Origin of the sequence: Streptomyces sp. NPDC002055 (assembly GCF_040296705.1) — a bacterium.
In the GTDB taxonomy this organism is placed as follows: Bacteria; Actinomycetota; Actinomycetes; order Streptomycetales; family Streptomycetaceae; genus Streptomyces.
Window position 1 is genome coordinate 75,251 of the sequence record NZ_JBEOXS010000014.1, and the last position, 19,872, is coordinate 95,122.

Below are 19,872 nucleotides of genomic sequence, written 5' to 3' on the forward strand. Positions count from 1 at the left end.
CCGCCCCGTCCCGGAGTGATCACCTCATTCCGGGACGGGGCGGACGTGTGACCGGCTGCTGTGCGGGCACTTGTTCGGGCGGTTCATCAGTGTTTCGGCCGCGCCCGATAGGCTGGCCGGATGACGCGAGCGGAGCAGCCAACGGTCGTGACCCCCACCACATCCGACGCCCTTGCCGCAGATTCACGCGAGCGCGCCGTACGCGCCCTGCTGCGCTACCCGCCGCTGAAGCGGCTGTGGAGCGCACGGTTCGTCGGCGGCACAGGAGACGCACTCGCCCTGCTGGTCCTCGTTCTGCTGTCGCTGCAGGCGGCAGTGGCCGAGGGCGCACTCGGCGGCGGCTATCGCGGCGCCGCCTTCGCGGTCGCCGCGGTGTTCGGCGCCCGCATGCTGGCGACCCTGCTCTTCGGCGCGGTCCTCCTCGGGCCCCTCTCGGCGCTGATCGCGCCGGGCGGCACCCGGAGCGGAACACCACCGGACACGGGCGGCGGCGGACGGGACGGCGGTCCGCTGGACCGCCGCTGGACCATGATCGGCGCCGATCTGGTGCGGCTGGCGCTGCTCATCGTGGCGCCCCTGTGGATCGACTGGACCCCCGGCAACGCCCTCGTACCGCTTCTCCTCACGGTCTTCGTCGCCGGAGCGGCGGAGCGGTTCTGGACCGTGGCCAAGGAGAGCGCGGCGCCCGCCCTGCTGCCCGCCCCGCCCATAGAGGGCGCCGCCGTGCGCCCGCTGCCCGACCACCGCGACGCACTCCGCCGCCTCTGGCTGCGCACCAGCTTCGTGACGCTGCCCCTCGCGGCCGCCGCGCTGGTCGTCATCGGCCTCGTCGGCGTCCTGCTGGGCGCCGGGATCGAGTGGTTCGACGAGCACCAGGCCGCCCTCGGCTCGTACGTGGCGTCCGGTCTCTTCGCCGCCTCCGTGTCCGTCCTCTACTTCCTGGAACTGCCCGGCGGGCAGACGCCCCGCGCCCGTTCCCCGCTGGAGGGGCTGCGCCGCCCCCGGACCGGCGGCACGGCCGACAAGGGCCGTACCGGCGCGATGCCGCTGCTCGTCCTGGCGAGCGGGGCCGTCGCCGGTGCGATCGCCGCCGCCGTGGCCCTCGCCGCCCTCCAGGCCACCGACCTGGACGCCGGGCCGGTCGGCTTCGCCCTGCTCGTGCTGGCGCTGAGCGGTGGCGCGGTCGCCGGGATCCGGCTCGCGCCGCGGGTGCTGCCCGCGCTCTCCCGGCGGCGGATGTTCGCCCTGGCGACCGCGGTCACCGGGCTGGCGCTGCTCGCCGCGGGGCTGACCCCGGACCTCGCGACCGTCCTGCTGCTCTCCCTGCTCGCCGGGGTGGCGGCCGGTGTCGCGGCCAACACCGGGCACACCCTGCTGGACCAGGAGGCCGAGGAGCACCGCCGGGCGCGTACGGGCGAGCATCTGCGCGCCGTCGCCCGGGTCTTCATGGCTCTCGCGGTGGTCGGCGCCCCGCTGCTCGCCGCGGCGATCGGTCCGCACCGGCTGGCCGGCGGCTCGTTCGTCTTCGCCCACGGCGGCGCCGCGTTCACGCTGATGCTCGTCGGCGCGCTGCTGCTGCCCGTCGCGGCGCTGGTGCTGGGCAAGACCGACGACCGGTCCGGAGTGCCGCTGCGCCGCGACCTGCTGGACGCGCTGCGGGGCGGGGAGCCGGCCCAGGCGCCCGCCGCCACCGGCTTCTTCATCGCCCTCGAGGGCGGCGACGGGGCGGGCAAGTCCACCCAGGTCGAGGCGCTCGCCCAGTGGATCCGCAACAAGGGGCACGAGGTCGTCGTGACCCGTGAGCCCGGGGCGACCGCGATCGGCAAGCGGCTGCGGTCGATCCTGCTCGACGTCTCCAGCGCCGGTCTCTCGCACCGCGCGGAGGCCCTGCTGTACGCGGCCGACCGGGCCGAGCACGTCGACTCCGTCGTCCGTCCCGCCCTGGCCCGCGGCGCCGTGGTGATCTCCGACCGCTACATCGACTCCTCGGTGGCCTACCAGGGCGCGGGGCGCGATCTGTCGCCGACCGAGGTGGCCCGGATCTCCCGGTGGGCGACCGACGGCCTGGTGCCGCATCTGACCGTGCTGCTCGACGTCTCCCCGGAGACCGCGCGGGAGCGCTTCACCGAGGCGCCGGACCGGCTGGAGTCCGAGCCGCCGGAGTTCCACACCCGGGTGCGGTCCGGCTTCCTCGCCCTCGCCGCCGCGGACCCGGCCCGCTACCTCGTGGTCGACGCGGGGCAGGAGCCGGAGGCCGTGACCACCGTCGTCCGGCACCGGCTCGACCAGATGCTGCCGCTCTCCGAGGCCGAGATCCAGGCGCAGGAGGAGGCCCGCAGGGCGGCCGAGGAGGAGCGCCGGCGCCGGGAGGCCGAGGAGGCCGCGCGGAAGGCCGAGGAGGAGCGGCTGGAGCGCGAACGCCAGGAGCAGCTCGCCAAGTTGCGCGCCGAGGAGGAGGAGCGCAAGCGCCGCGAGGCCGAGGAGGCCCGGCAGCGGGAGGCCGAGCGCAAGGCCGCCGAGGCGGCGGCCGAAGCGGAACGGCTCCGTCAGGAAGAGGAGCGCCGTCGGCGGGAGGCCGAGGAGGCCCGGCAGCGGGAAGAGGAGCGCCGCGCCGAGGAGGCCCGCCGCGCCGCCGAGGAGGAGCGGCTGCGGCAGGAGGCCGAGGAGCGGGCCCGCGCGGAGGAGCAGGAGCGCCTGCGCCTGCGTGCCGAGGAGGAGGCCCGGCAGCGCGCGGAGGAGAAGGAACGCCTGCGCCTGCGTGCCGAGGAGGAGGCCCGGCAGCGGGCCGAGGCCGAGGAACGCCGCCTGGAGAAGCAGCGCAAGGCCGAGGAGGCGCTGCGGCGCGCCGAGGAGGCCCGGCTGGCGGAGGAGGCCGCCCGGGCCGCCGTGCCCGACAACGAGGCGACGCTCGAGACCCCGATCCCCGGGCCGCCCGTCCAGGACACCGCTGCCGCCGGCTCCGCAGCGGACCACGCGCAGACGGTGCCCACGCCGCGGATCGATCTCCGGAAGGACGAGACCGGACCGGCGACGGACCGGATCGATCTCACCAAGGACGAGACCGCTCCCGCGACGGACCGGATCGACCTCACGAAGGACGAGCCGGAGCCCCGTCAGGGAGACGCGGAGGAGACGACCGTCCTGCCGCAGGTCCGCCCCGAGGGCAATTCCCGCGACGACGAGACGGCCGTGATCTCGAAGCCGCAGGCACCGGGGGCGGCCGACGAGACGGCGGTGCTGCCGGCGGTGGACCCCGGTCGGGACGCCGCGCAGCCGCGGGGCGAGCGGCCGGCCGACCCGGCGGACCGGGTCCCGTCCTGGCTCTTCAAGTCCGATGAGGCGGCGGAGACGCCGTCCGCGGCGGGGGACGACCGGACCCGGGAGCTGCCGCAGATCGACCCGGCGGCCGAGACCCGGCCGATGCCGCAGGCCCGGCGCCGCTCGGACTGGGCCGAGGAGACCCCGCTCGACGATCTGCCGACCCTCGCGGACGAGCTGCTCGGCCCGCGGGACGACGAGGACGCGGACGGCCGGAACGGCGGCCGACGCGGCCGGGGCGGACGCGGCGGCAGTGGTCGTGGCGGCAGTGGTCGTGGAGGTGGCGGTCGCGGAGGCCGCGGATAGCGGACGGGAACGGCTGGGAGGCGCCCGGGCACGGTCATGGACCGGCCCGGGCGCTGTCGTTGGGGGCTGCTCGTTCGGGTGCGGGTGCGGGTGCGGGTGCGGGTGCGGGTGCGGGTGCGGGTGCTCGTTCGGGTGCGGTCCGGGTGCGGGTGCGGGTGCGGGGTTCGGGTACGGGGGTTCGGGGGCGGCAGTGTCCGGGGGCGGCGGGGTATGCGCGCGGCAGGGTTCGGACGCGGTGGTTTTCGCGCGCGGCAGCATTCGGGTGGGGCCCTTCGAATGGAGCCCTTCGGGTGCGGCCGTGAGGGGACCGGCGTCGGATGTCCGTGGCGTGGACGACAATGGGGAGCCGCAGCACGTACGGCGGGATCCGTGGCCGACGGGTGCGGCGGGAGCCGCGGCCGGTACGGCACGGGCGGGCTGCGCTGACGGGCCCCACGGGGCGGTGACACGGACGGCGCGCGGTGACGCGCACGGCGCAGGGACGGCAGGACAGCGATGGCGGTATGGGACGACCTGGTCGGCCAGGGGCGGGTGACCGAGCAGCTCGCCGCGGCCGCGCGGGACGCCGACGCGTTCGTCACCGAGGCCGCGGCCGCCGCGGCGGTGGAGGGGAACAGTCCGCACGCGCCGGAGCTCGAGGGCGGGCTCATCGAGGCGGTGGCCGCTTCGAAGATGACGCACGCCTGGCTGTTCACCGGCCCGCCCGGCTCCGGGCGGGCCACCGCCGCGCGGGCCTTCGCCGCCGCCCTGCAGTGCGTGAGTCCGGACCGCGCCCTCAGCGGCTGCCCGGGGTGCGGCTTCTGCGACGGCTGCCACACCTCGCTCGTCGGCACGCACGCCGATGTCGAGGTCGTCCGCACCGACCAGCTGTCCATCGGCGTCAAGGAGACCCGGGAGCTGGTGCGCCGCGCTCAGCTCTCGCCGGCCAACGGCCGCTGGCAGGTGATCGTCATGGAGGACGCGGACCGGCTCACCGAGGGGGCGGGCAATGTGCTGCTCAAGGCGGTCGAGGAGCCCGCGCCCCGCACCGTGTGGCTGCTCTGCGCACCCTCGATCGAGGACGTCCTGCCCACGATCCGCTCCCGCTGCCGCCATCTCACCCTCACCACGCCCGCGGTGGACGCGGTGGCGGACATGCTGGTCCGGCGCGACGGGATCGAGCCCGCCCTCGCCGCGTCCGCGGCGCGGGCGACCCAGGGGCACATCGGGCGGGCCCGGCGGCTGGCCACGGACGAGCGCGCCCGGGAGCGGCGGGCCGCCGTGCTGAAGCTGCCGCTCCGGATCGATGACACCGGGGGCTGTCTGAAGGCGGCCCAGGAACTGGTCGACGCCGCGGCCGAGGACGCCAAGCAGGTCGCGGAGGAGGTCGACGCCAAGGAGACCGAGGAGCTGCGCGCCGCGCTCGGCGCGGCCGCGGGCACCGGCGGCCGGCTGCCCCGGGGCACCGCCGGCGCGATGAAGGACCTCCAGGACCGGCAGAAGCGGCGGGCGACGCGTACCCAGCGCGACAGCCTCGACCTCGCGCTCACCGAGCTCACCGGCTTCTACCGGGATGTGCTGGCCCTGCAGCTCGGTTCCTCCGTGGCGATCGCGAACAGCGAGGTACAGGACGCCCTGCGGCGCATCGCCGAGAACTCCACGCCCGAACGCACCCTCCGCCGCATCGAGGCGGTGATCGCCTGCCGGGACGCGCTGGACCGCAACGTCGCGCCGCTGCTGGCCGTCGAGGCGATGACGCTGGCCCTGCGCGCCGGGTAGGAGGCGGCCGGCCATCGGGCGGCGGGCGCACGTATGGCGGGGCGGGCGCACGGACGGCGGGGTGAGCGCACGTACGGCGGCGCGGGCACCTCACCCGTACGAGGACGGTGAGCGGGCAGGGAGCGTGACCGTGCGGATACCCTCCGATCACACGGCGTGAAGAACTGAGGGGATGCCCGCATGGACACCAGTCGTCTGCTCCGCACCTCGGGCACGTTCCTCGCCTTCGCGGGACTGCTGATCTCGGGCTGTTCGTCGGGGAGCGGCGATGCGGACACCGCGGAGTTCGGGACGTCGTCGGCGGGACCGGGCAGCGGGCAGCGCCGGACCGGCGGCGCCGGCGTGCTGCGCCCCCTCCCCGCCGCGGTCCCGGCCGCCCTCGCGCCGTACTACGAGCAGAAGCTGCGCTGGCGCCGCTGCGGGGCCGACGGGTTCGAGTGCGCCACGATGAAGGCCCCGCTGGACTACGACCGGCCCGGCGCGGGCGAGGACCTGGAGCTCGCGGTCTCCCGGGTGAAGGCCACCGGCCCCGGGCGGCGGCTCGGCTCACTCCTGGTGAACCCGGGCGGCCCCGGCGGCTCCGCGATCGGCTACCTCCAGAACTGGGCGGGCATCGGCTACCCGGCGCCCGTCCGCGCGCGCTACGACATGGTCGCGGTGGACCCGCGGGGCGTCGCGGGCAGCGAACCCGTCGGGTGTCTCTCGGACAAGGACATGGACTCCTACACCCAGGTCGACCAGACGCCCGACGACTCGGGTGAGGTGAAGCGGCTGGTCAGCGCCTACAAGAGGTTCGCCGAGGGCTGCCGCGACCGGTCCGGCGACGTCCTCGGCCACGTCTCGACCGTCGAGGCCGCGCGCGACATGGACGTGCTCCGCGGTGTGCTGGGCGACAAGAAGCTGAGCTACGTCGGCGCCTCGTACGGGACCTACCTCGGGGCCACCTACGCCGGGCTCTACCCCGGCCGGGCGGGGCGGCTGGTCCTGGACGGCGCGATGGACCCGTCCCTGACCTCCCTGCGGATGAACCGCGACCAGACCGCCGGCTTCGACACCGCCTTCACCGCCTTCGCCGAGGACTGCGTGCGGCGCGACGACTGCCCGCTGGGCACCGGGAGCGAGCGGGAGGCGGCCGAGCGGCTGCAGGCCTTCTTCCGCAAGGTCGACGCCGACCCGCTGCCCACCGGCGAACGGCGTGAGCTGGGCGAATCGCTGGCGACGACGGCCGTGGTCGCGGCGATGTACGACGAGGGCAGCTGGGCGCAGCTGCGCAACGCGCTCCAGGCGGCCATGGACGGTGACGGCGCCGGGCTGCTGGGGCTCGCCGACGCCTACTACGAGCGGGACAGCGAGGGCTCGTACGCCAACCTCATGTTCGCCAACCCGGCCGTCAACTGTCTGGACCTGCCCGCCAGCTTCGGCGGCCCGGACGATGTGCGCCGGGAGCTGCCGTCCTTCCGGAAGGCGTCCTCGGTCTTCGGCGCCGGCTTCGCGTGGGCGGCGATGAACTGCACGTACTGGCCGGTCAAGCCGACGGGCGCACCGCAGCGCATCGAGGCGAAGGGCGCGGACCCGATCGTGGTGGTGGGCACCAGCCGCGACCCGGCGACCCCGTACGTCTGGGCGCAGGGGCTGGCCGGCCAGCTCTCCTCGGCCTCCCTGCTGACCTACGAGGGGGACGGGCACACGGCGTACGGGCGGGGCAGCGACTGCATCGACACGGCGATCAACACCTATCTGCTGGAGGGGAAGGCGCCGGAGAAGGGGAAGAAGTGCCAGTGAGGGGGCGGGCCGGGGGTGCCGGTCGGGGGTGGCGGGCCGCCGCGCGGATGGCCGGGTACGCCGAACCGGGCGGCGGAGGCTTGGCGTGGCCGACCGGGGGTGCTGCGAGCGGGGCGGCAGAGGGGTGACCTGGGGTGCTCCGGGCGGTGCCGGAGCGGCTCGGAGAGCGGGTGGGGCCCGGAACGGGCGGTGAGCCCGGGGTCACGGTAACGGGGTGCGAGGCACCCCCGGTGACTGTGTAGACTTAGCGCCGTTGCTGATGCCAGTCCGTGTCTGCGAGACGAGGCGTACCAGCAGCTCGCCGCCTTAGCTCAGTCGGCCAGAGCGACGCACTCGTAATGCGTAGGTCTCGGGTTCGAATCCCGAAGGCGGCTCGGATCAACCCCAGGACTCACTCGCCGTGACCTGGGGTTTTTTCCATTCCGTGACCTAACTTCTGTCGGTGTGTCAGCCCAGAGGCTCCGCCAGGCGGCCCCTGGTGGCCGACCGGTGGCCAAACGTGCAAATGGCGTGCAGCGGCGGTGGCCGGGAGCGTCGACGGGGGCGGGCGGACGGCGGCTTGGTTGTTGTTCCATCCCTACAAGCCTTCGTCCAGCATTGCCGCCTGGGAAGGCTTCGGTCGGATCCACGTGTCCTGAAGTCGTGCGCCAAGGAGGCAGGCAGCGCGGCTCCGCGTCGCTGCCAGGGGTTCTTCTTCGTGTTCAGCCGGACACCGAGCCCCGCCTTCGGCTGTGTCGGCAGCGGCTGGAGCGCGAGCGGAGCCAGGACCCGCAGGAGGTCGATGCGCCGGTGGCTCGCCCAAGGTTGCTCGGCGGTCGCCGATGGGGCCGCGCCCGAAGCGGAGGCGCGCTTGGATTGGCTGTCCATGGAGAGGGGGATAGTCACGCTATGCGATCTCTTGCGGTCTGCTGCGACTGATGAGTGACGTTCATCACATGCCGGAGCCCCGGTCAGATACCCGCTGACCGGGGCTCCTTCACGCCTGAATCAGGCGGAACGTTCTTCCTTGGCCTCGTCGCTCTTGCGCGGAGGCGTCATCCTGGGCCGGCGGGAAGAGGCCGTCGGTTCCCCGTCCTTCACCGCCGCCAAGGGCCTCCGGGCGTGCGGCACGAGCTGCACGACCTTTTCGGCGGCGTCACGAGCGAGATCGTCCAGGACCGACTGGTAGATGTCCCGGGTGATCCGCGTGTCCGAGTGGCCGAGCGTTTCGGAGACCACCTTGATGTCGACCCCGGCAGCGAGCATCAGCGTCGCTGCGACGTGGCGAAGATCGTGGAGCCGGATCGGAGGAAGATCAGCGGCGTCCACCAGACGCTCGAAAAGGTCGCTGACCTTGCCAGGGTGAAGAAGGGAGCCGTCCTCCTGGGTGAAGATCCGACCGGTGTCCTGCCAGCCCTCGCCCCACGCCTCCCGCTCCCGTTGTTGGCGGGCCTTGTGAGACAGGAGGTCCTGGTTCGTCTCCTCATCGAGTGCGATCAGGCGAATGCCGCTGTCGGTCTTGGGGGCGCCCTCGTGGACCTCCCAGCCGTCCTGCACGAGCTGGGTGGCGATGGCGAGCGAGCGAGCCTTGGCCGAGTGATCTTCCCAGCGGACGCCGCACCCTTCGCCGCGTCGTGTCCCTCGGAAGGCGATGAGCCGCCAGAGCACGTACAGCCGGTCCTGTTCGACGAAGTCGAGGAACGTCGCCGTCTGCTCGGGGGTCCAGACCATGACCGGCGAAGGCTTCTCGCCGGTCTCCTTCCAGCGCGCAATGCGCTCCTCGCTCCAGGCGAGGGCCTTTGGCTTCGTGCCCGGCAGCAACTCGACGTGCGCCGCCGGGTTGAAGGCGGGCATCACCTGCTGGGCGATGGCGACGTTCAGCGCGGCGCGCAGGGTGTCCCGGATATGCGGCTGCGTGTTGAGGCCGGTGATCCGCCGGAAGGGAGGCATCGCGCCGAGCTGAGCACGCAGCCAGTGACGTCGGGCGCGGTTCGCGGCACCCTTGTTCGGCGTGGCCTTGAGGTCGTCGCGCACGACGCGCCGCTGGGCGTTCTGTTCCTGGATCTCGATGTTGCGCTCATTGATCGCGTCGAACATCGAATCGATGTGGTGCACGCGGAGCTTGTCGAGGCGCAGGTGGCCGAGATGCGGCTTCAGGTGGACGCGAATATCGCACTCGTAGCGGGTCGCTCCACCGCGCCGCAGACGCTTGCGCCCCGCCAGCCAGGTGTCGAGCCACTCCGCCACGGTGACCTTGGAGTTCAGGGACTGCCCTGTCTTGAAGCGGCGGCGGGTCTCGTCGTAGTCCGGGACCGGGTCCTTGTCCTTGACGCAGTTCTCCAGGAGGTCGCTGATCTGGGTCTTGCCCCAGGCGTCGTCCTCCTCGGGGATGGCCATGAGGGCACGGACCTTGTCCAGCTCCTCCTGGGCCTTGGTGGACGTCTCGAAGCCGCCACGACGGAACCGCCTGCGGTCGCCGTTCTGGTTGGGTTCGAGTTCCTGGACGGCGGTCCAGGTGCCGTGTCGGCGCGAAGACTTGAGCTTGGGGCAGGAGGCGCCGTACTCCTTCTTGGTCTTCGGGTCCGTGCAGCGGCACCGTCGTATGAGGTTGCCGTTTTTCACTCGCTGTCCTCCGAGGGGGTCGATGTTTCGGGCTGGTCGACGAAGGCCAGCTCGTCAGGCAGGGACGGAGGTGCCAGGTCGCGGTCGCGCATCCGGCCACGGAACGTGCGCAGTTCCTGGCAGTCCTCGAACGCGTGCTCCTCGTAGCCCTCAGCGCGCTGCAGGAGGGTGGCTCTGCGGGCCCGGTCCAGGGTGGTGCTGGCAGCTCGCCGCCTTTCCCTGGCCAAGGCGTGGGAGGACATCGCGGCAGCCACCAGGTCACCGTGCTGACGGAAGAGGTCGAGGAGGTCCCGAGCGGAGCCTTCGGGGGCGGGCTCGGCCAAGGGCGACTCGCCGGTGAACCACGCGAGCGCATCCCAAGTTGAGACTTCGCGACCGGGGAGGACCTCGACCCTGGCTGAGGACCCGAGCGGGAAGAGGAGAGTCACCGGCGGGACGCCCAAGACGTCAGACAGCACGACGACCTCCGCGACGGTGATGCTCGTCTTACGCCCGGACTCCAGATTCTTCATCGAGTGCTCGGTGAACTCCGGCAAGCCGCGGTCGGCACAGCCCTGGGCGACCTCGGCCATGGTGAGGCCGGCGGCCTTGCGCGAGTCCCGCAGGCGCCGGGCGATCCGACCGGTGAACGCTGTCGGCCATTGATCATGTGTCATGGTGACACTTTAGATGGCTAGAAAGCGCTGCTGCAACTTCGTGATACATCTACTGCGTCACTGCAACACGAGATATTCCCAGGAGGGCACCATGGCGGCATCTGATTCGTCCCGTGAGGCACGAGGGCTGACGGGCGACGAGCTGCTTGCTCTCCCTGCCGTGATCGACCTCGACACCTCGAACCGAGCGCTGATGATCGGTCGATCAACGGGGTACGGACTCGCTAAGCAGGGGGAGTACCCGGTCAAGGTGCTGCGTCTGGGCAACGCCTACCGGGTAGTGACGGCTGACCTGCTGAAGTTGCTGGGCCTGGAGCGCCCGCACGCAGGTGGAGATCAGGGCGACGGCAGAAGCGAGCGTCACGGCCTCGCCGCCTAGAGGCGTCAACCGAGCGGTGTGCTGACTGTGACTGAGCGCGCTCCCGCCGCGGCCACACCCCCGTGATCCGCGTCCGGGGCCGCTCCCGCCGCCGCTTATCGGTCGCCGCCCTGGCCTGCTACAAAGCCGGCGAACCGTCCCGGCTGATCTATCGGCCCTGCCCGGCCTCGCGGCCCGACGGACGCAAGAGGTTCTCCTGGAAGGATTACCGCGACCTGATCCAGACCGCGCACCAGCAGCTCGGCGGCCCGATCGTGCTGGTCTGGGAGAATCTGAACACTCACCTGACGGTCGGGATGCGCCGCTACATCGCCGAGCGGGACTGGCTCACCGTCTACCAACTCCCGCCCTACGCACCCGACCTCAACCCGGTCAAGGGCATCTGGTCGATGCTGCGGCGCACCACCACGGCCAATCGAGCCTTCGCCGACCCACACGACCTGATCACCGCCGTCTGGCGGGGCCCACGCCAGCTCTAGTACCGCCACGACGTCCTCGACGGCTGCCTCACCGGAACCGGACTCAGGCCCCCTCCACCATGACGACATCACCCTTTCAACGTCAGTAACCGGTCACGCGGTTTCGCCAGGAAATTCGGATGCAGAACGCAATGAGGCCCACGCCCACTCCGCAGATAGCTCCCACCAGCCACCAGCGCGGATTGCCGGTAAACGACGAGGCGAAGAGGCCGAACACCACTGCGGTACCTCCACCCATCCAGATTGGCGGGGGTGTATCGGGGGTGGAACCGGAGTTACGTGAAGCGGACATCCGCGATGGCCCTTTCTTGCTTCGAGTGTCGGGGAAGGCTCCGTCGCGGGAGCGGGCTGCGCGCAGAGCCTTGTCCAGTTAGGTGTCGACGGGGGCCTGCGAGCCGGAGACGATCACCACGGTGTTCCCGGCGCGTACCGCTGTCACCTTGACAACGGTACGCTGCCCGGCTGCCGAGTAGGTCAGCAGCTGGCTGCACCATTCTTCTGCGGATCGTGTGCGGGGACCGTCCGTAAAGACTGTCCCGTAACCACGGGCCGCCGCTCAACGACGTGTCACTCCGTGCTCTTGGAGCTAGGACGTGTATCGAAAAGGCTGGTCAGGACCATTCAGTCCTCGGCAACCGGGACTAGGACCAGCGCCCGATGGCACACTTCTGGGTTTCAGGTCTCGGCTTCAACGTCCTGTACCAGCATGCGGCGGACGGCACCCCGGGCCGGAGCTCGCTCCTGATGGTCGGCTGGCCCGAGGCCGGCTGGCATCTGGAACTCGTGCACGATCCCGCCACTCCCTTGGAACCGCGGCCCACCGCTGAAGACCTGCTGGTCATCTACCTCGGCGAACCAGTTCCCGACTCCCTCGTGGAACAGCTCGAGCGGCATGGCGGGAATCGAGTACCCGCCCATAATCCGTACTGGGACACCTGGGGCGTGACTTTTCAGGACCCCGACGGCTATCTGCTGGTGCTGTCCACTCGCACCTGGTCCAACTCGTAGACGCTTGCAAATGTTCAGGTCAAAGCCACTCGCTGATGGCAGCGACCAGCACGGCCGCCTCGTAGCGGACGGCAAGCTTGTCATAGCGCGTGGCGACAGCGCGATGTCTCTTGAGTCGGTTGATCCCGCACTCGACCGCGTGGCGCTCGCGGTAGTCAGCCGGGTCGAAGCGCGGCGGCCGACCGCCGCGGGAGCCAAGCTTTCGGCGGTTGCGCGCTTGGGGCGGCCGGAGCAAGATCTTCCTCGATCTTCTAGGCGTCGCCCGTCCGGATATGCGCCCCGTGCTCGTTCCGCTCGTACGTACGCCGCGTGTTCTTTTCGATCTTCTGGGCGACCTCGGAGTCCAGGTCCACGCCATTCATCTCAGCCAGGGCCGTGAGGTAGAGGAAGACGTCGGCCAGTTCTTCCCCGAGATCGGGCAGTCCCTTGCGCCAGGCGGTGAAGGCTTCGCCGACCTCGGCGGAAAGAAGACCGAACTCCAAGGCTACGTCGGTGGTGTTGAACCCCTTGAGGGTCTTGTTTTCCCAGGCGAGCTTCTGGGCGGACCCGATCTCCAAGACTCCTCCAGCGGCGGTACAGCAGGTGCCTTCGAAGCCTAGCGGGAGCAGCGTGTCGGTGTGCTGGCTTCGGTAGGCCGTCACCCTGCCGAAGGGAGTTCGAGTGCCGTGGTGTCGATGGTGAGCACGCGGGTGTAGTCAGCGAGGGTGGAGAAAACCCTGTCGTACCCCGTCACCAGCGCGGATACCTCCTCCAGGCTGACCGCCTCGCCATCGCGCAGGAGAAGTCGCTGGCGGATGACGGCTGGCGGTGCGGTCAGGTGGACGAGCGCGCCGGAACGCTCGATGACGCTCTCGGCCAGGTCGATCGCCTGGCTCCAGTTGATCCGGGACCGGCCCCGGTGAAGGGGGCCGTAGACGAGCTCGCTGATGAAGCACCGGTCGAAGAGGATCCGTCCGGGGCCGGCGAGGATGTTCCTGTAGCGGGTGGCCAGGTCGAGATGGTCGGGCGTCTTCGGGGAGTGCACCACGACGAAGCCTTGGTCCGTCGATAGGCGTTCTCCGAGCGTGCTCTTGCCGACTCCGTCGCAACCTTCCAGGACCAAGGTCTGGTACTCGCCGGCGATCTCGTCGAGGTTCATGCGGCCAGCCAGGACAGGACGGCGTCGCCATTTTCGAGGTGAGCGTCGGCGGCGTACTGGATCATGAGGTTCCGCCAGTTTGGCTCCCGGCCGTGGGCGTGCGTGAACGTCGGGCGCGGTTGGAAGGCCGCGATCCGTACGCCGCTGGCCGCAGCCGCGCCTATGAGCAGGGCGGTTCCGGGCGGCGTTTCCGCGCCGGAGACGTCGGCCAGCAGCCGAGCAGCCGAACACACCGCGGTCAGGTCGGCCAGTGCCCCTGCTAGCGGGTCCGACGCAGTGAAGCGCTGGGGCACCATCACCGTGTGGCCAGCATCGACACATGCTTCGGCCAGATGATCTCGACCCCATGCCGTGTACGGCGATGCTTCGACGTAGACGGGTGCGCCGATCACGGCAGGTGCACCCACGAGACGAGGAGCACGATCCGGGAGGTCAACCAGCGCGTCGACGGCCGCGTCGAGTGCCGTGTTCATCTGGGCCACGTTGCGCGCCTGGAAGCCCGGGAAGCGGGACTGGGACGGAGTCGACGGCAGGGTTGGCGGTCCGAGCTTGGCGACGCGCACGATGCGTGTGGCCACGGCCTGGACGAGGGGGTCGGGGAATTCGAGGCGAGGGCCGGCCTCGGTCAGCGAGTAGGTCTGGAAGTCGGTCGTGAGCACGATGACCGGGACACCCGAAGCAGCGGCGTATCCGATCTCCATACAGACCCCGTCGTCAAGGCTCGGGCCGTGCAGGATGGCGACCATAGCGTCGAGGCGGCCAAGGCGTTCGCGGTCCAGCTCGAACAGGCGGCGCCCTTTGACCTCGGCGACCAGGTCCTCCTCGTCGGTGTCGCAGAACGGCAGGAAGACGCGATCCGGACCGACTTTCGCGGCGAGTCGATCAGCGAGGTCAGCGGCGAGAGCGCGGTCGTGCGCGGCAAAGAGCCGGTGGGCTACGTAGACGGACACCGGGAAGGGCCCCCAAGTCGTTAGGTCAGCCGCGACGGGGCGCGGGGATCGGAAGGGGCGGGGCCGCGACGTACCTGGCTGCGGCTGCTGTCGCCTCTGCCAGAGCCTGGGCGGCTGTCGCACCCTGCGAACGATGGGCCAGGAAGGTCCCGGCCAAGGTGTCTCCGGCGCCGGAGACTTCGCGCGGCGGACTCGGCGGTGGAACGGCGGAGGCGACCTGACGCCCGAAGCGGTGAACCACTGCGGCCCGGGGGCCATCGGTGATGACCACCTCCGGGAGCGCCCCGGAGCCGATCACTTGCTCCAGAAGCTGGTGCTCGGCGGCGTTGACGAACAGCGTGGTCGCCTTCGGCAGCCAGGGGGCCGCAGCGCGGATCATCTCCTCCGCGCTCGGCAGGAAGAAGTCCACGCTGAAGTCGGCCCCCTTTGCGACGAGTTGGTCGAGCACTGCTGCCACGTCCAGCGGCCGGCGGCAGCAGACGTGGTAGGTGCCGCCCGGGTACAGGTCCACGTGCCTGAGCGCATGCGCGGTCAGCCCCTCGGCCACGCCGTAGTCCGTGCCTACTCCCACCAGCTCGCCTTGCAGGTCGTACTCCAAGTCGAACGTGGTGGACACGCCGTCGACCTGGATCCGGGCCGTCCAGTCGAGCGTGTCCAGACCCGGCGACTCCGGAAGATTCGCGAGATCGTCTCCGAGAACGCAGACCGGGGCCGCCCGGCGGCCGGCCCTTGCCGCCGCTAGGGACAGGAACAGAGCCGCGCCGCCGAGCCGGGATCCACCACGGTGATCGGGATAGCGGGTCCGGTCCCGGCTGATGTTGCCGATCACGTCGAGTCGTTCCACGGTGTCCTCCAGAAGGTCAAGCACGGCGGGCACGATGTGCGCAGTCGACGACCTTCGAGCAGACCGGTCGCCGACGGCAGAGCTGCAGAGCGGGACCGTTCAGGTACAGGCGCTTGAAGTAGATCAAGACGAGGTGTGCGAACCAGGTTGGCTCCGCCCCCTCGGGGATGGTCACCTGGTACTCGCTGTCGGTGGCCAGCGAGCGGAACTCGGCTGAGCGGGCGTGCACGGTCGCTTCAAGGACGTGCCGCATACGTTCGTGCGCCACGGTTCCCGTCGGAAGGACGAGGCCCAGCGCCGGTGCGAGCTTGGTGACCATGCCGGAGTCCACTGGAATGATGCCGCAGTGATACCCGCGGGCCGTGAGCAGTGCGCATTGGGCGACCTTGTAGGACGCACCTCGCACCCGCGTGGCGAAGTCCAGGATCAAGGCGTCGCAGTCTGCTGAATCCCCAGTCGGGTCGGTCCCCTCCTTCTCCCAGCCACGGAGAAGCTCCGCGAGGGAGCGCAGGTAGTCGATCCGGGTCTGCGGCAGGCCGATAGGACGTACAAGCGGTGCAAGCTCGGCATCGGAGGCGGCAACGAGGTTCTCGAAGCCACGAGCGTCCGCTGAGGCGATCACTCGGGCGTACGTCTCCACCATTCGATAGGAGACCCGGGTGGACCAGCCAGCGGCCAGCATCCGTACCCGCGGATCGCTGATCGACGTCGGCCACCAACGGTTCTCGTCGTGATTGGCCTCCACCTCGGCCTGCACATCCGGGAGGCAGGCGGCGCGGGCCACCAGCCGGTGGACGCGCCTGATCTCAAGCGGCTTAGCCTTCTCCCTCTCGATCGTCATGAACAAACTCCAGCACGGGCTCGGGTGGCCAGTAGTGCCATGGCGAGATTGGACGAGAGGACAGGCTTCCCGAACCGGTGCTCCAGTTCAGCGATCACCGGCAGGGTGTGCCATCCGGTGCACGAGAAGACCACCGCTTCGGCAGCCCCGACCGCTTCCTGCGGTAGCTGCCCCACCAGGGACAGGATCTGATCCGGGGTGATCGCGGGATAGCCGTCGGACAGGCCCAGGCTCGCATGAGCCAAGACCTCCACGCCGGCCTCGGCCAACGCCGCCGACTCCGCCTCGGTCACCTGGGCGGGGTAAGGCGCAACCAGTACCACGCGTGCCACGGCTGCCTCGGTGAGAGCCCGCAGAAGGGCGTCGAAAGCGGTGACCACGCCGCCGGGTAGCGGCGGACCGTCGGTGAAGCCTGCTGACGTGCACGCCAGCATCACTGCGTCCAGAGGAATGTGGGACAACGAGTCAAGCGCCTGCCCAGACGCTTCACGCAGCCCGAGCCAGAATGAGGCGTCGATCGCCGTCGTCCTGGATGCGGGCACGAGACGCGCATGGTGGAAGACCGTGTGGCGCAGGCCGAGGCGGGTCAATTCGGTCTCCACCGCGACGTTGGCCCAGGGCAGCAGCAGCCCCGCACGGACGGTGCGGTCCGCTGCAGCATCCAGGGCCGCCAGCGTCGCGAGCGTCCCGTCAGGAAGCGGATGCAACACGTTCTCCGTAGATCATGCGAGGCGCGTGGCCGGTCACCACCAGGTCGCCGGTAGTGCTCAGCGGCACCGCCGCGTCGCGCTCGACGATCTGGATCGAGTACGAGCCCAGCCGTCGCCACCAGGTGCCGCCCTGGCCGATGAAGTAGGAGTGAAGTCCGGGCACGCGCAGACCAGTCGGATAGACCCGCTCCTTCATCGGCTGATCCCAGGTGAAGTCGATGTCCGCCTTCCAGGAGGGGAAGTGCTCCGCCGAGGGCAGCGGCTCCAACTCGCCGAGCGCGGCCAGTGGCGTACCAGGGAAGGCCCGTGCCAGGCGGACGTTCGTCCGATGGCACAGCAGGCCGGCATCGAGAATCTCCGCCAAGCCCCGGAGATTTGCCACGTGGGTGCCGTGGGTCTCGCCAGGCAGACCGTAGATCAGATTCAGGCCCGGGAGCAGCATCGGCAGACCACCAGGACCACGAGCGGCACCCGCCTCGTTCACGTGCTCGACGGCCCGCATCAGGATCTCGGGCGTGCAGGTGAGGGTGTTCCTCGCGATGACGGCCGGGTCGAAGCTCTCGATGCCCATCGGCGCGCAGTTGCCCTCGGTGCAGTAGTCCGCCACCAGCTTGGCGATGCGCAGGCCGACCGGCGCGGCCACAGCGAGCGGGTCCGCGTTGTCGATGTGGAGTACTTCCAGGTCGGGGCAGCGCTCCCGAATACCGCCGAGCAGGGCGCGGATCGCGTCCTCGTCCCGGTTGCGGTACGAGAAGAAGCAGGTCTGCTGCCCCAGGCGGAAGTTCCGGACGCCGGCGGCGTAGAGCTGGGCGGCCTCGGCGACGACATCGTCGACCTCGCGGAAGGCGACGATAGGGGACTTCGCTGGCTCGTTGCAGAAGTCGCAGAACTTGCGCCGGGTGCAGCCGCGGTACAGCTCCAGCTCGGCGATCGGCCGCCAGGGCATCTGCTCGACGAGGCCGGTGAACGAGTCGCGCTCGCGCTGCATCTGCGCGTAGGGGGCGGGGCGGTGGCTACCGAGCAGGAGGTCGCCAGACGTCACCGTATGGGTGTGGACGGCGTCGAACAGCCCGGCGTACTCCGCAGGAGCGGCCAGGGCGTAGGTGGACAACGGCCCGAGCAGGTACCGACGGCCTCGTGCGCAGGCGAGCGCGCGAGCGATCTCCTCCAACGACCCGTTCACAGCGTGCAGATGGACGGATGGAACGGCGTCTCCGGCGATGACGACCACAATCTCGGCATCCCGCAGAAGCTGAATGGCGGAGTCCCGATTGACGGTTGTCGAGTACGTGAACGGATCGCTCTGAGGCGGTTCGACAGTGGGCCTGCCGCCAGCCAGACACCAGCGGACATCGTCGATGGTCACATACTTGACGTCAGCCTCCGGCCTGACCCGACGCAGTGCCGACCAGGCGTTCCGGACGTAGGTCGACAGGTACGGCGGTACGCCGAGACCGCTCGGCTCGACGGTGAAGCAATCCAAGACGACTACGGGCTGCATGGTGTTCTCCCTCCGGTGCTGAGGGCATTGGCGACGTTCCAGCAGCGTCCTCGCCGGGAAGGGCCGTCGGCCCGCAGCTCTCCCAGTCTCAGTGCTCGCTCCGTTTCCGAGGAGGGGGTAACGGGGTTGTTCGGTTGTACGGGGGTTGTTCTTTCATGCCCCTGTGTCGAAAGGCTGGGACAGAGCGTGATCGACAAGGCATCATCTACGCATGGGAAGCGCAAGGGGGAACGGCGAGGCCAACGCCGCACTCGCGGCTGTGATCTTGGAGGCCGGTCGTTCGCACGGCGCCCTTGCCCGCAAGGTCAACGAACTGGCCGCGCTGCAGGGCGTGGTCACGCGCTACGACAAGGCGTCCGTAACCCGGTGGCTGCAAGGTATGACGCCTCGTGATCGCGCCCCGGAATTCATCGCCGCTGCCCTGGCCGAATTCTTAGGACGCCCCATCGCGCCTGTTGACCTCGGGTTCCCAGAGCAGCGCCAGCGGCCCGTCGTTGCGCGGGCCTTGACGTACCGTGAAGACGTGGGTGAAACACTGCACACGCTCGCGGAGCTGGGCTCCACCGACATCTCGCGGCGCAGCCTGCTCGGGGCCGTCCCGTTCGTCGCGTCGGCCCTCATAGACCCCCAGCGGCAATGGCTGCTCTGGCTCCTTGAGGACGATCAGGTTCCACGCCTAGCCGCTGTCGCCGACGGAGGCCCCGTCGAGCAGGTCCAATCGATGATCGAAATGTTCGACGAGATGGACAACCGCTTCGGTGGCGGCGGAGTCCGAGCGAGCATCGTGCACTACCTCAGTACCCAGCTCGCACCCATGCTGCAACAGCGCAACATGCCCAGCCACCAGCGCCGACTCCTGTACACCTCGGCCGCGAAGATGGCGGCGATGGCTGGGTGGTGCTCGTACGACACGGCTGACTATGGACTCGCCGAGCGTTACATGATCCAGGCACTCAGGCTATGCGCAGAAGGCGGCGACCGGGTGCTCGGCGGGCAGATCCTGGCGGGCATGTCCCACCTCGCCACCAGCCTCGGCAACCCCACTGAGGGAGTCGCGCTCGCCCGAGCGGGCATCGCGACTGCCCAGTCGTCGGGCAGCCCACTGGGACTCATGCGTCTGCACTCCATGGCCGCCCGCGGTTACGCCGCTCTCGGCGACACCCGACAGGCCACGGCTTCCCTCCACGCGGCTGGCAGAGGACTGGACACCAGCCGGGGGCCGGCCGAGGAATCGCCGTGGGTCCGCTTTCTGGACCACCACTATCTGGAAGCCGAGGCCGCCCTGGTCCACCGTGACCTCGGCGAGGCAGCCCAGGCCGAGCGCCTCGCCAGCGCGTCGGTGGAGGCAAACAGCGACCGGCGCCGCCGCCAGGCAATCAGCCGATCGGTACTCGCCACGGCGTTCCTCCAGCAGAACCGGCTGGACGAGGCAGTCGGCACCGCCAGCAACGCCCTGGATCTACTCAGCGGCGTTCACAGCGAGCGGTCAGTCCAGGCCCTGCGCGACTTCCGCACGCGACTTGCTCCTCACCGGAGCGAGCCGATCGTGCGCGAATTCGAACTCCGGGCCGTGCCGATACTCGGCACTGCGGCCTGACCCG

General features: G+C 70.4%; 15 protein-coding genes, 1 tRNA gene and 1 pseudogene. 8 read left to right on the forward strand and 9 right to left on the reverse strand.

Annotated elements, in window-relative coordinates; all coding sequences use genetic code 11:
* Nucleotides 1-120: 120 nt before the first annotated feature.
* From tmk to ABT112_RS11315, 4 genes are all read left to right on the forward strand, one after another.
* Complete coding sequence (gene tmk, locus ABT112_RS11300; RefSeq protein ID WP_351508057.1) at nt 121-3,624, forward strand: dTMP kinase; 3,504 nt, start codon at nt 121-123, stop codon at nt 3,622-3,624.
* A 495-nt stretch (nt 3,625-4,119) separates the two neighbouring features.
* Nucleotides 4,120-5,382 carry a DNA polymerase III subunit delta' gene (locus ABT112_RS11305; RefSeq protein WP_351508059.1) on the forward strand — a complete coding sequence of 421 codons (1,263 nt, stop codon included), beginning with the start codon at nt 4,120-4,122 and terminating at the stop codon, nt 5,380-5,382.
* 180 nt (nt 5,383-5,562) lie between these two features.
* Complete coding sequence (locus tag ABT112_RS11310) at nt 5,563-7,164, forward strand: alpha/beta hydrolase (protein WP_351508061.1); 1,602 nt, start codon at nt 5,563-5,565, stop codon at nt 7,162-7,164.
* 300 nt (nt 7,165-7,464) lie between these two features.
* A tRNA-Thr gene (locus ABT112_RS11315) sits at nt 7,465-7,538 on the forward strand.
* Between the two features lie 613 nt (nt 7,539-8,151).
* On the opposite strand, the gene ABT112_RS11320 is transcribed toward ABT112_RS11315, so the two are convergent.
* Complete coding sequence (locus ABT112_RS11320; protein ID WP_351508063.1) at nt 8,152-9,765, reverse strand: tyrosine-type recombinase/integrase; 1,614 nt, start codon at nt 9,763-9,765, stop codon at nt 8,152-8,154.
* Nucleotides 9,762-10,421, reverse strand: a complete 660-nt coding sequence (locus tag ABT112_RS11325; protein WP_351508065.1) for a helix-turn-helix domain-containing protein — start codon at nt 10,419-10,421, stop codon at nt 9,762-9,764. Before ABT112_RS11325 ends, ABT112_RS11320 begins: the two co-directional genes overlap by 4 nt.
* 91 nt (nt 10,422-10,512) lie before the next feature.
* On the opposite strand from ABT112_RS11325, the gene ABT112_RS11330 reads away from it, so the two are divergent.
* The 3 genes and pseudogenes from ABT112_RS11330 (at nt 10,513) to ABT112_RS11340 (ending at nt 12,287) form a co-directional block, all read left to right on the forward strand.
* Nucleotides 10,513-10,800, forward strand: coding sequence for a hypothetical protein (locus tag ABT112_RS11330; RefSeq protein WP_351508067.1), 288 nt, complete (start codon nt 10,513-10,515; stop codon nt 10,798-10,800).
* Between the two features lie 41 nt (nt 10,801-10,841).
* Nucleotides 10,842-11,342 (forward strand): annotated as a pseudogene (locus tag ABT112_RS11335) (transposase); the annotation flags it as partial.
* A gap of 594 nt (nt 11,343-11,936) precedes the next feature.
* Nucleotides 11,937-12,287 carry a VOC family protein gene (locus ABT112_RS11340; RefSeq protein ID WP_351508069.1) on the forward strand — a complete coding sequence of 117 codons (351 nt, stop codon included), beginning with the start codon at nt 11,937-11,939 and terminating at the stop codon, nt 12,285-12,287.
* 251 nt (nt 12,288-12,538) lie between these two features.
* Here the strand turns inward: ABT112_RS11340 and ABT112_RS11345 are convergent, their stop codons facing one another.
* The 7 genes from ABT112_RS11345 to ABT112_RS11375 all read right to left on the reverse strand — a co-directional run bounded on the left by ABT112_RS11345 (nt 12,539) and on the right by ABT112_RS11375 (nt 18,271).
* Entirely contained in the window at nt 12,539-12,844 is a 306-nt protein-coding gene (locus tag ABT112_RS11345; RefSeq protein WP_351508071.1) for a MazG-like family protein, read from the reverse strand.
* Nucleotides 12,845-12,924: 80 nt separating this feature from the next.
* Nucleotides 12,925-13,425, reverse strand: a complete 501-nt coding sequence (locus ABT112_RS11350) for a P-loop nucleotide/nucleoside kinase family protein (protein WP_351508073.1) — start codon at nt 13,423-13,425, stop codon at nt 12,925-12,927.
* The gene (locus ABT112_RS11355; RefSeq protein WP_351508075.1) at nt 13,422-14,375 is read right to left on the reverse strand and encodes a nucleoside 2-deoxyribosyltransferase; all 954 of its coding nucleotides are present in this window, start codon (nt 14,373-14,375) and stop codon (nt 13,422-13,424) included. The genes ABT112_RS11350 and ABT112_RS11355 overlap by 4 nt, the downstream gene beginning before the upstream one ends.
* A 25-nt stretch (nt 14,376-14,400) precedes the next feature.
* Entirely contained in the window at nt 14,401-15,243 is an 843-nt protein-coding gene (locus ABT112_RS11360) for a PfkB family carbohydrate kinase (protein ID WP_351508077.1), read from the reverse strand.
* Nucleotides 15,236-16,060, reverse strand: a complete 825-nt coding sequence (locus tag ABT112_RS11365) for an HhH-GDP family DNA glycosylase (protein WP_351508079.1) — start codon at nt 16,058-16,060, stop codon at nt 15,236-15,238. Before ABT112_RS11365 ends, ABT112_RS11360 begins: the two co-directional genes overlap by 8 nt.
* Complete coding sequence (locus ABT112_RS11370; RefSeq protein ID WP_351508081.1) at nt 16,057-16,770, reverse strand: aspartate racemase/maleate isomerase family protein; 714 nt, start codon at nt 16,768-16,770, stop codon at nt 16,057-16,059. Before ABT112_RS11370 ends, ABT112_RS11365 begins: the two co-directional genes overlap by 4 nt.
* Nucleotides 16,751-18,271, reverse strand: a complete 1,521-nt coding sequence (locus ABT112_RS11375) for a radical SAM protein (protein WP_351508083.1) — start codon at nt 18,269-18,271, stop codon at nt 16,751-16,753. The genes ABT112_RS11370 and ABT112_RS11375 overlap by 20 nt, the downstream gene beginning before the upstream one ends.
* 211 nt (nt 18,272-18,482) lie before the next feature.
* On the opposite strand from ABT112_RS11375, the gene ABT112_RS11380 reads away from it, so the two are divergent.
* Nucleotides 18,483-19,868 carry an NsdA family TPR-like regulatory protein gene (locus ABT112_RS11380; protein WP_351508084.1) on the forward strand — a complete coding sequence of 462 codons (1,386 nt, stop codon included), beginning with the start codon at nt 18,483-18,485 and terminating at the stop codon, nt 19,866-19,868.
* The last annotated feature ends 4 nt before the right edge of the window (nt 19,869-19,872 follow it).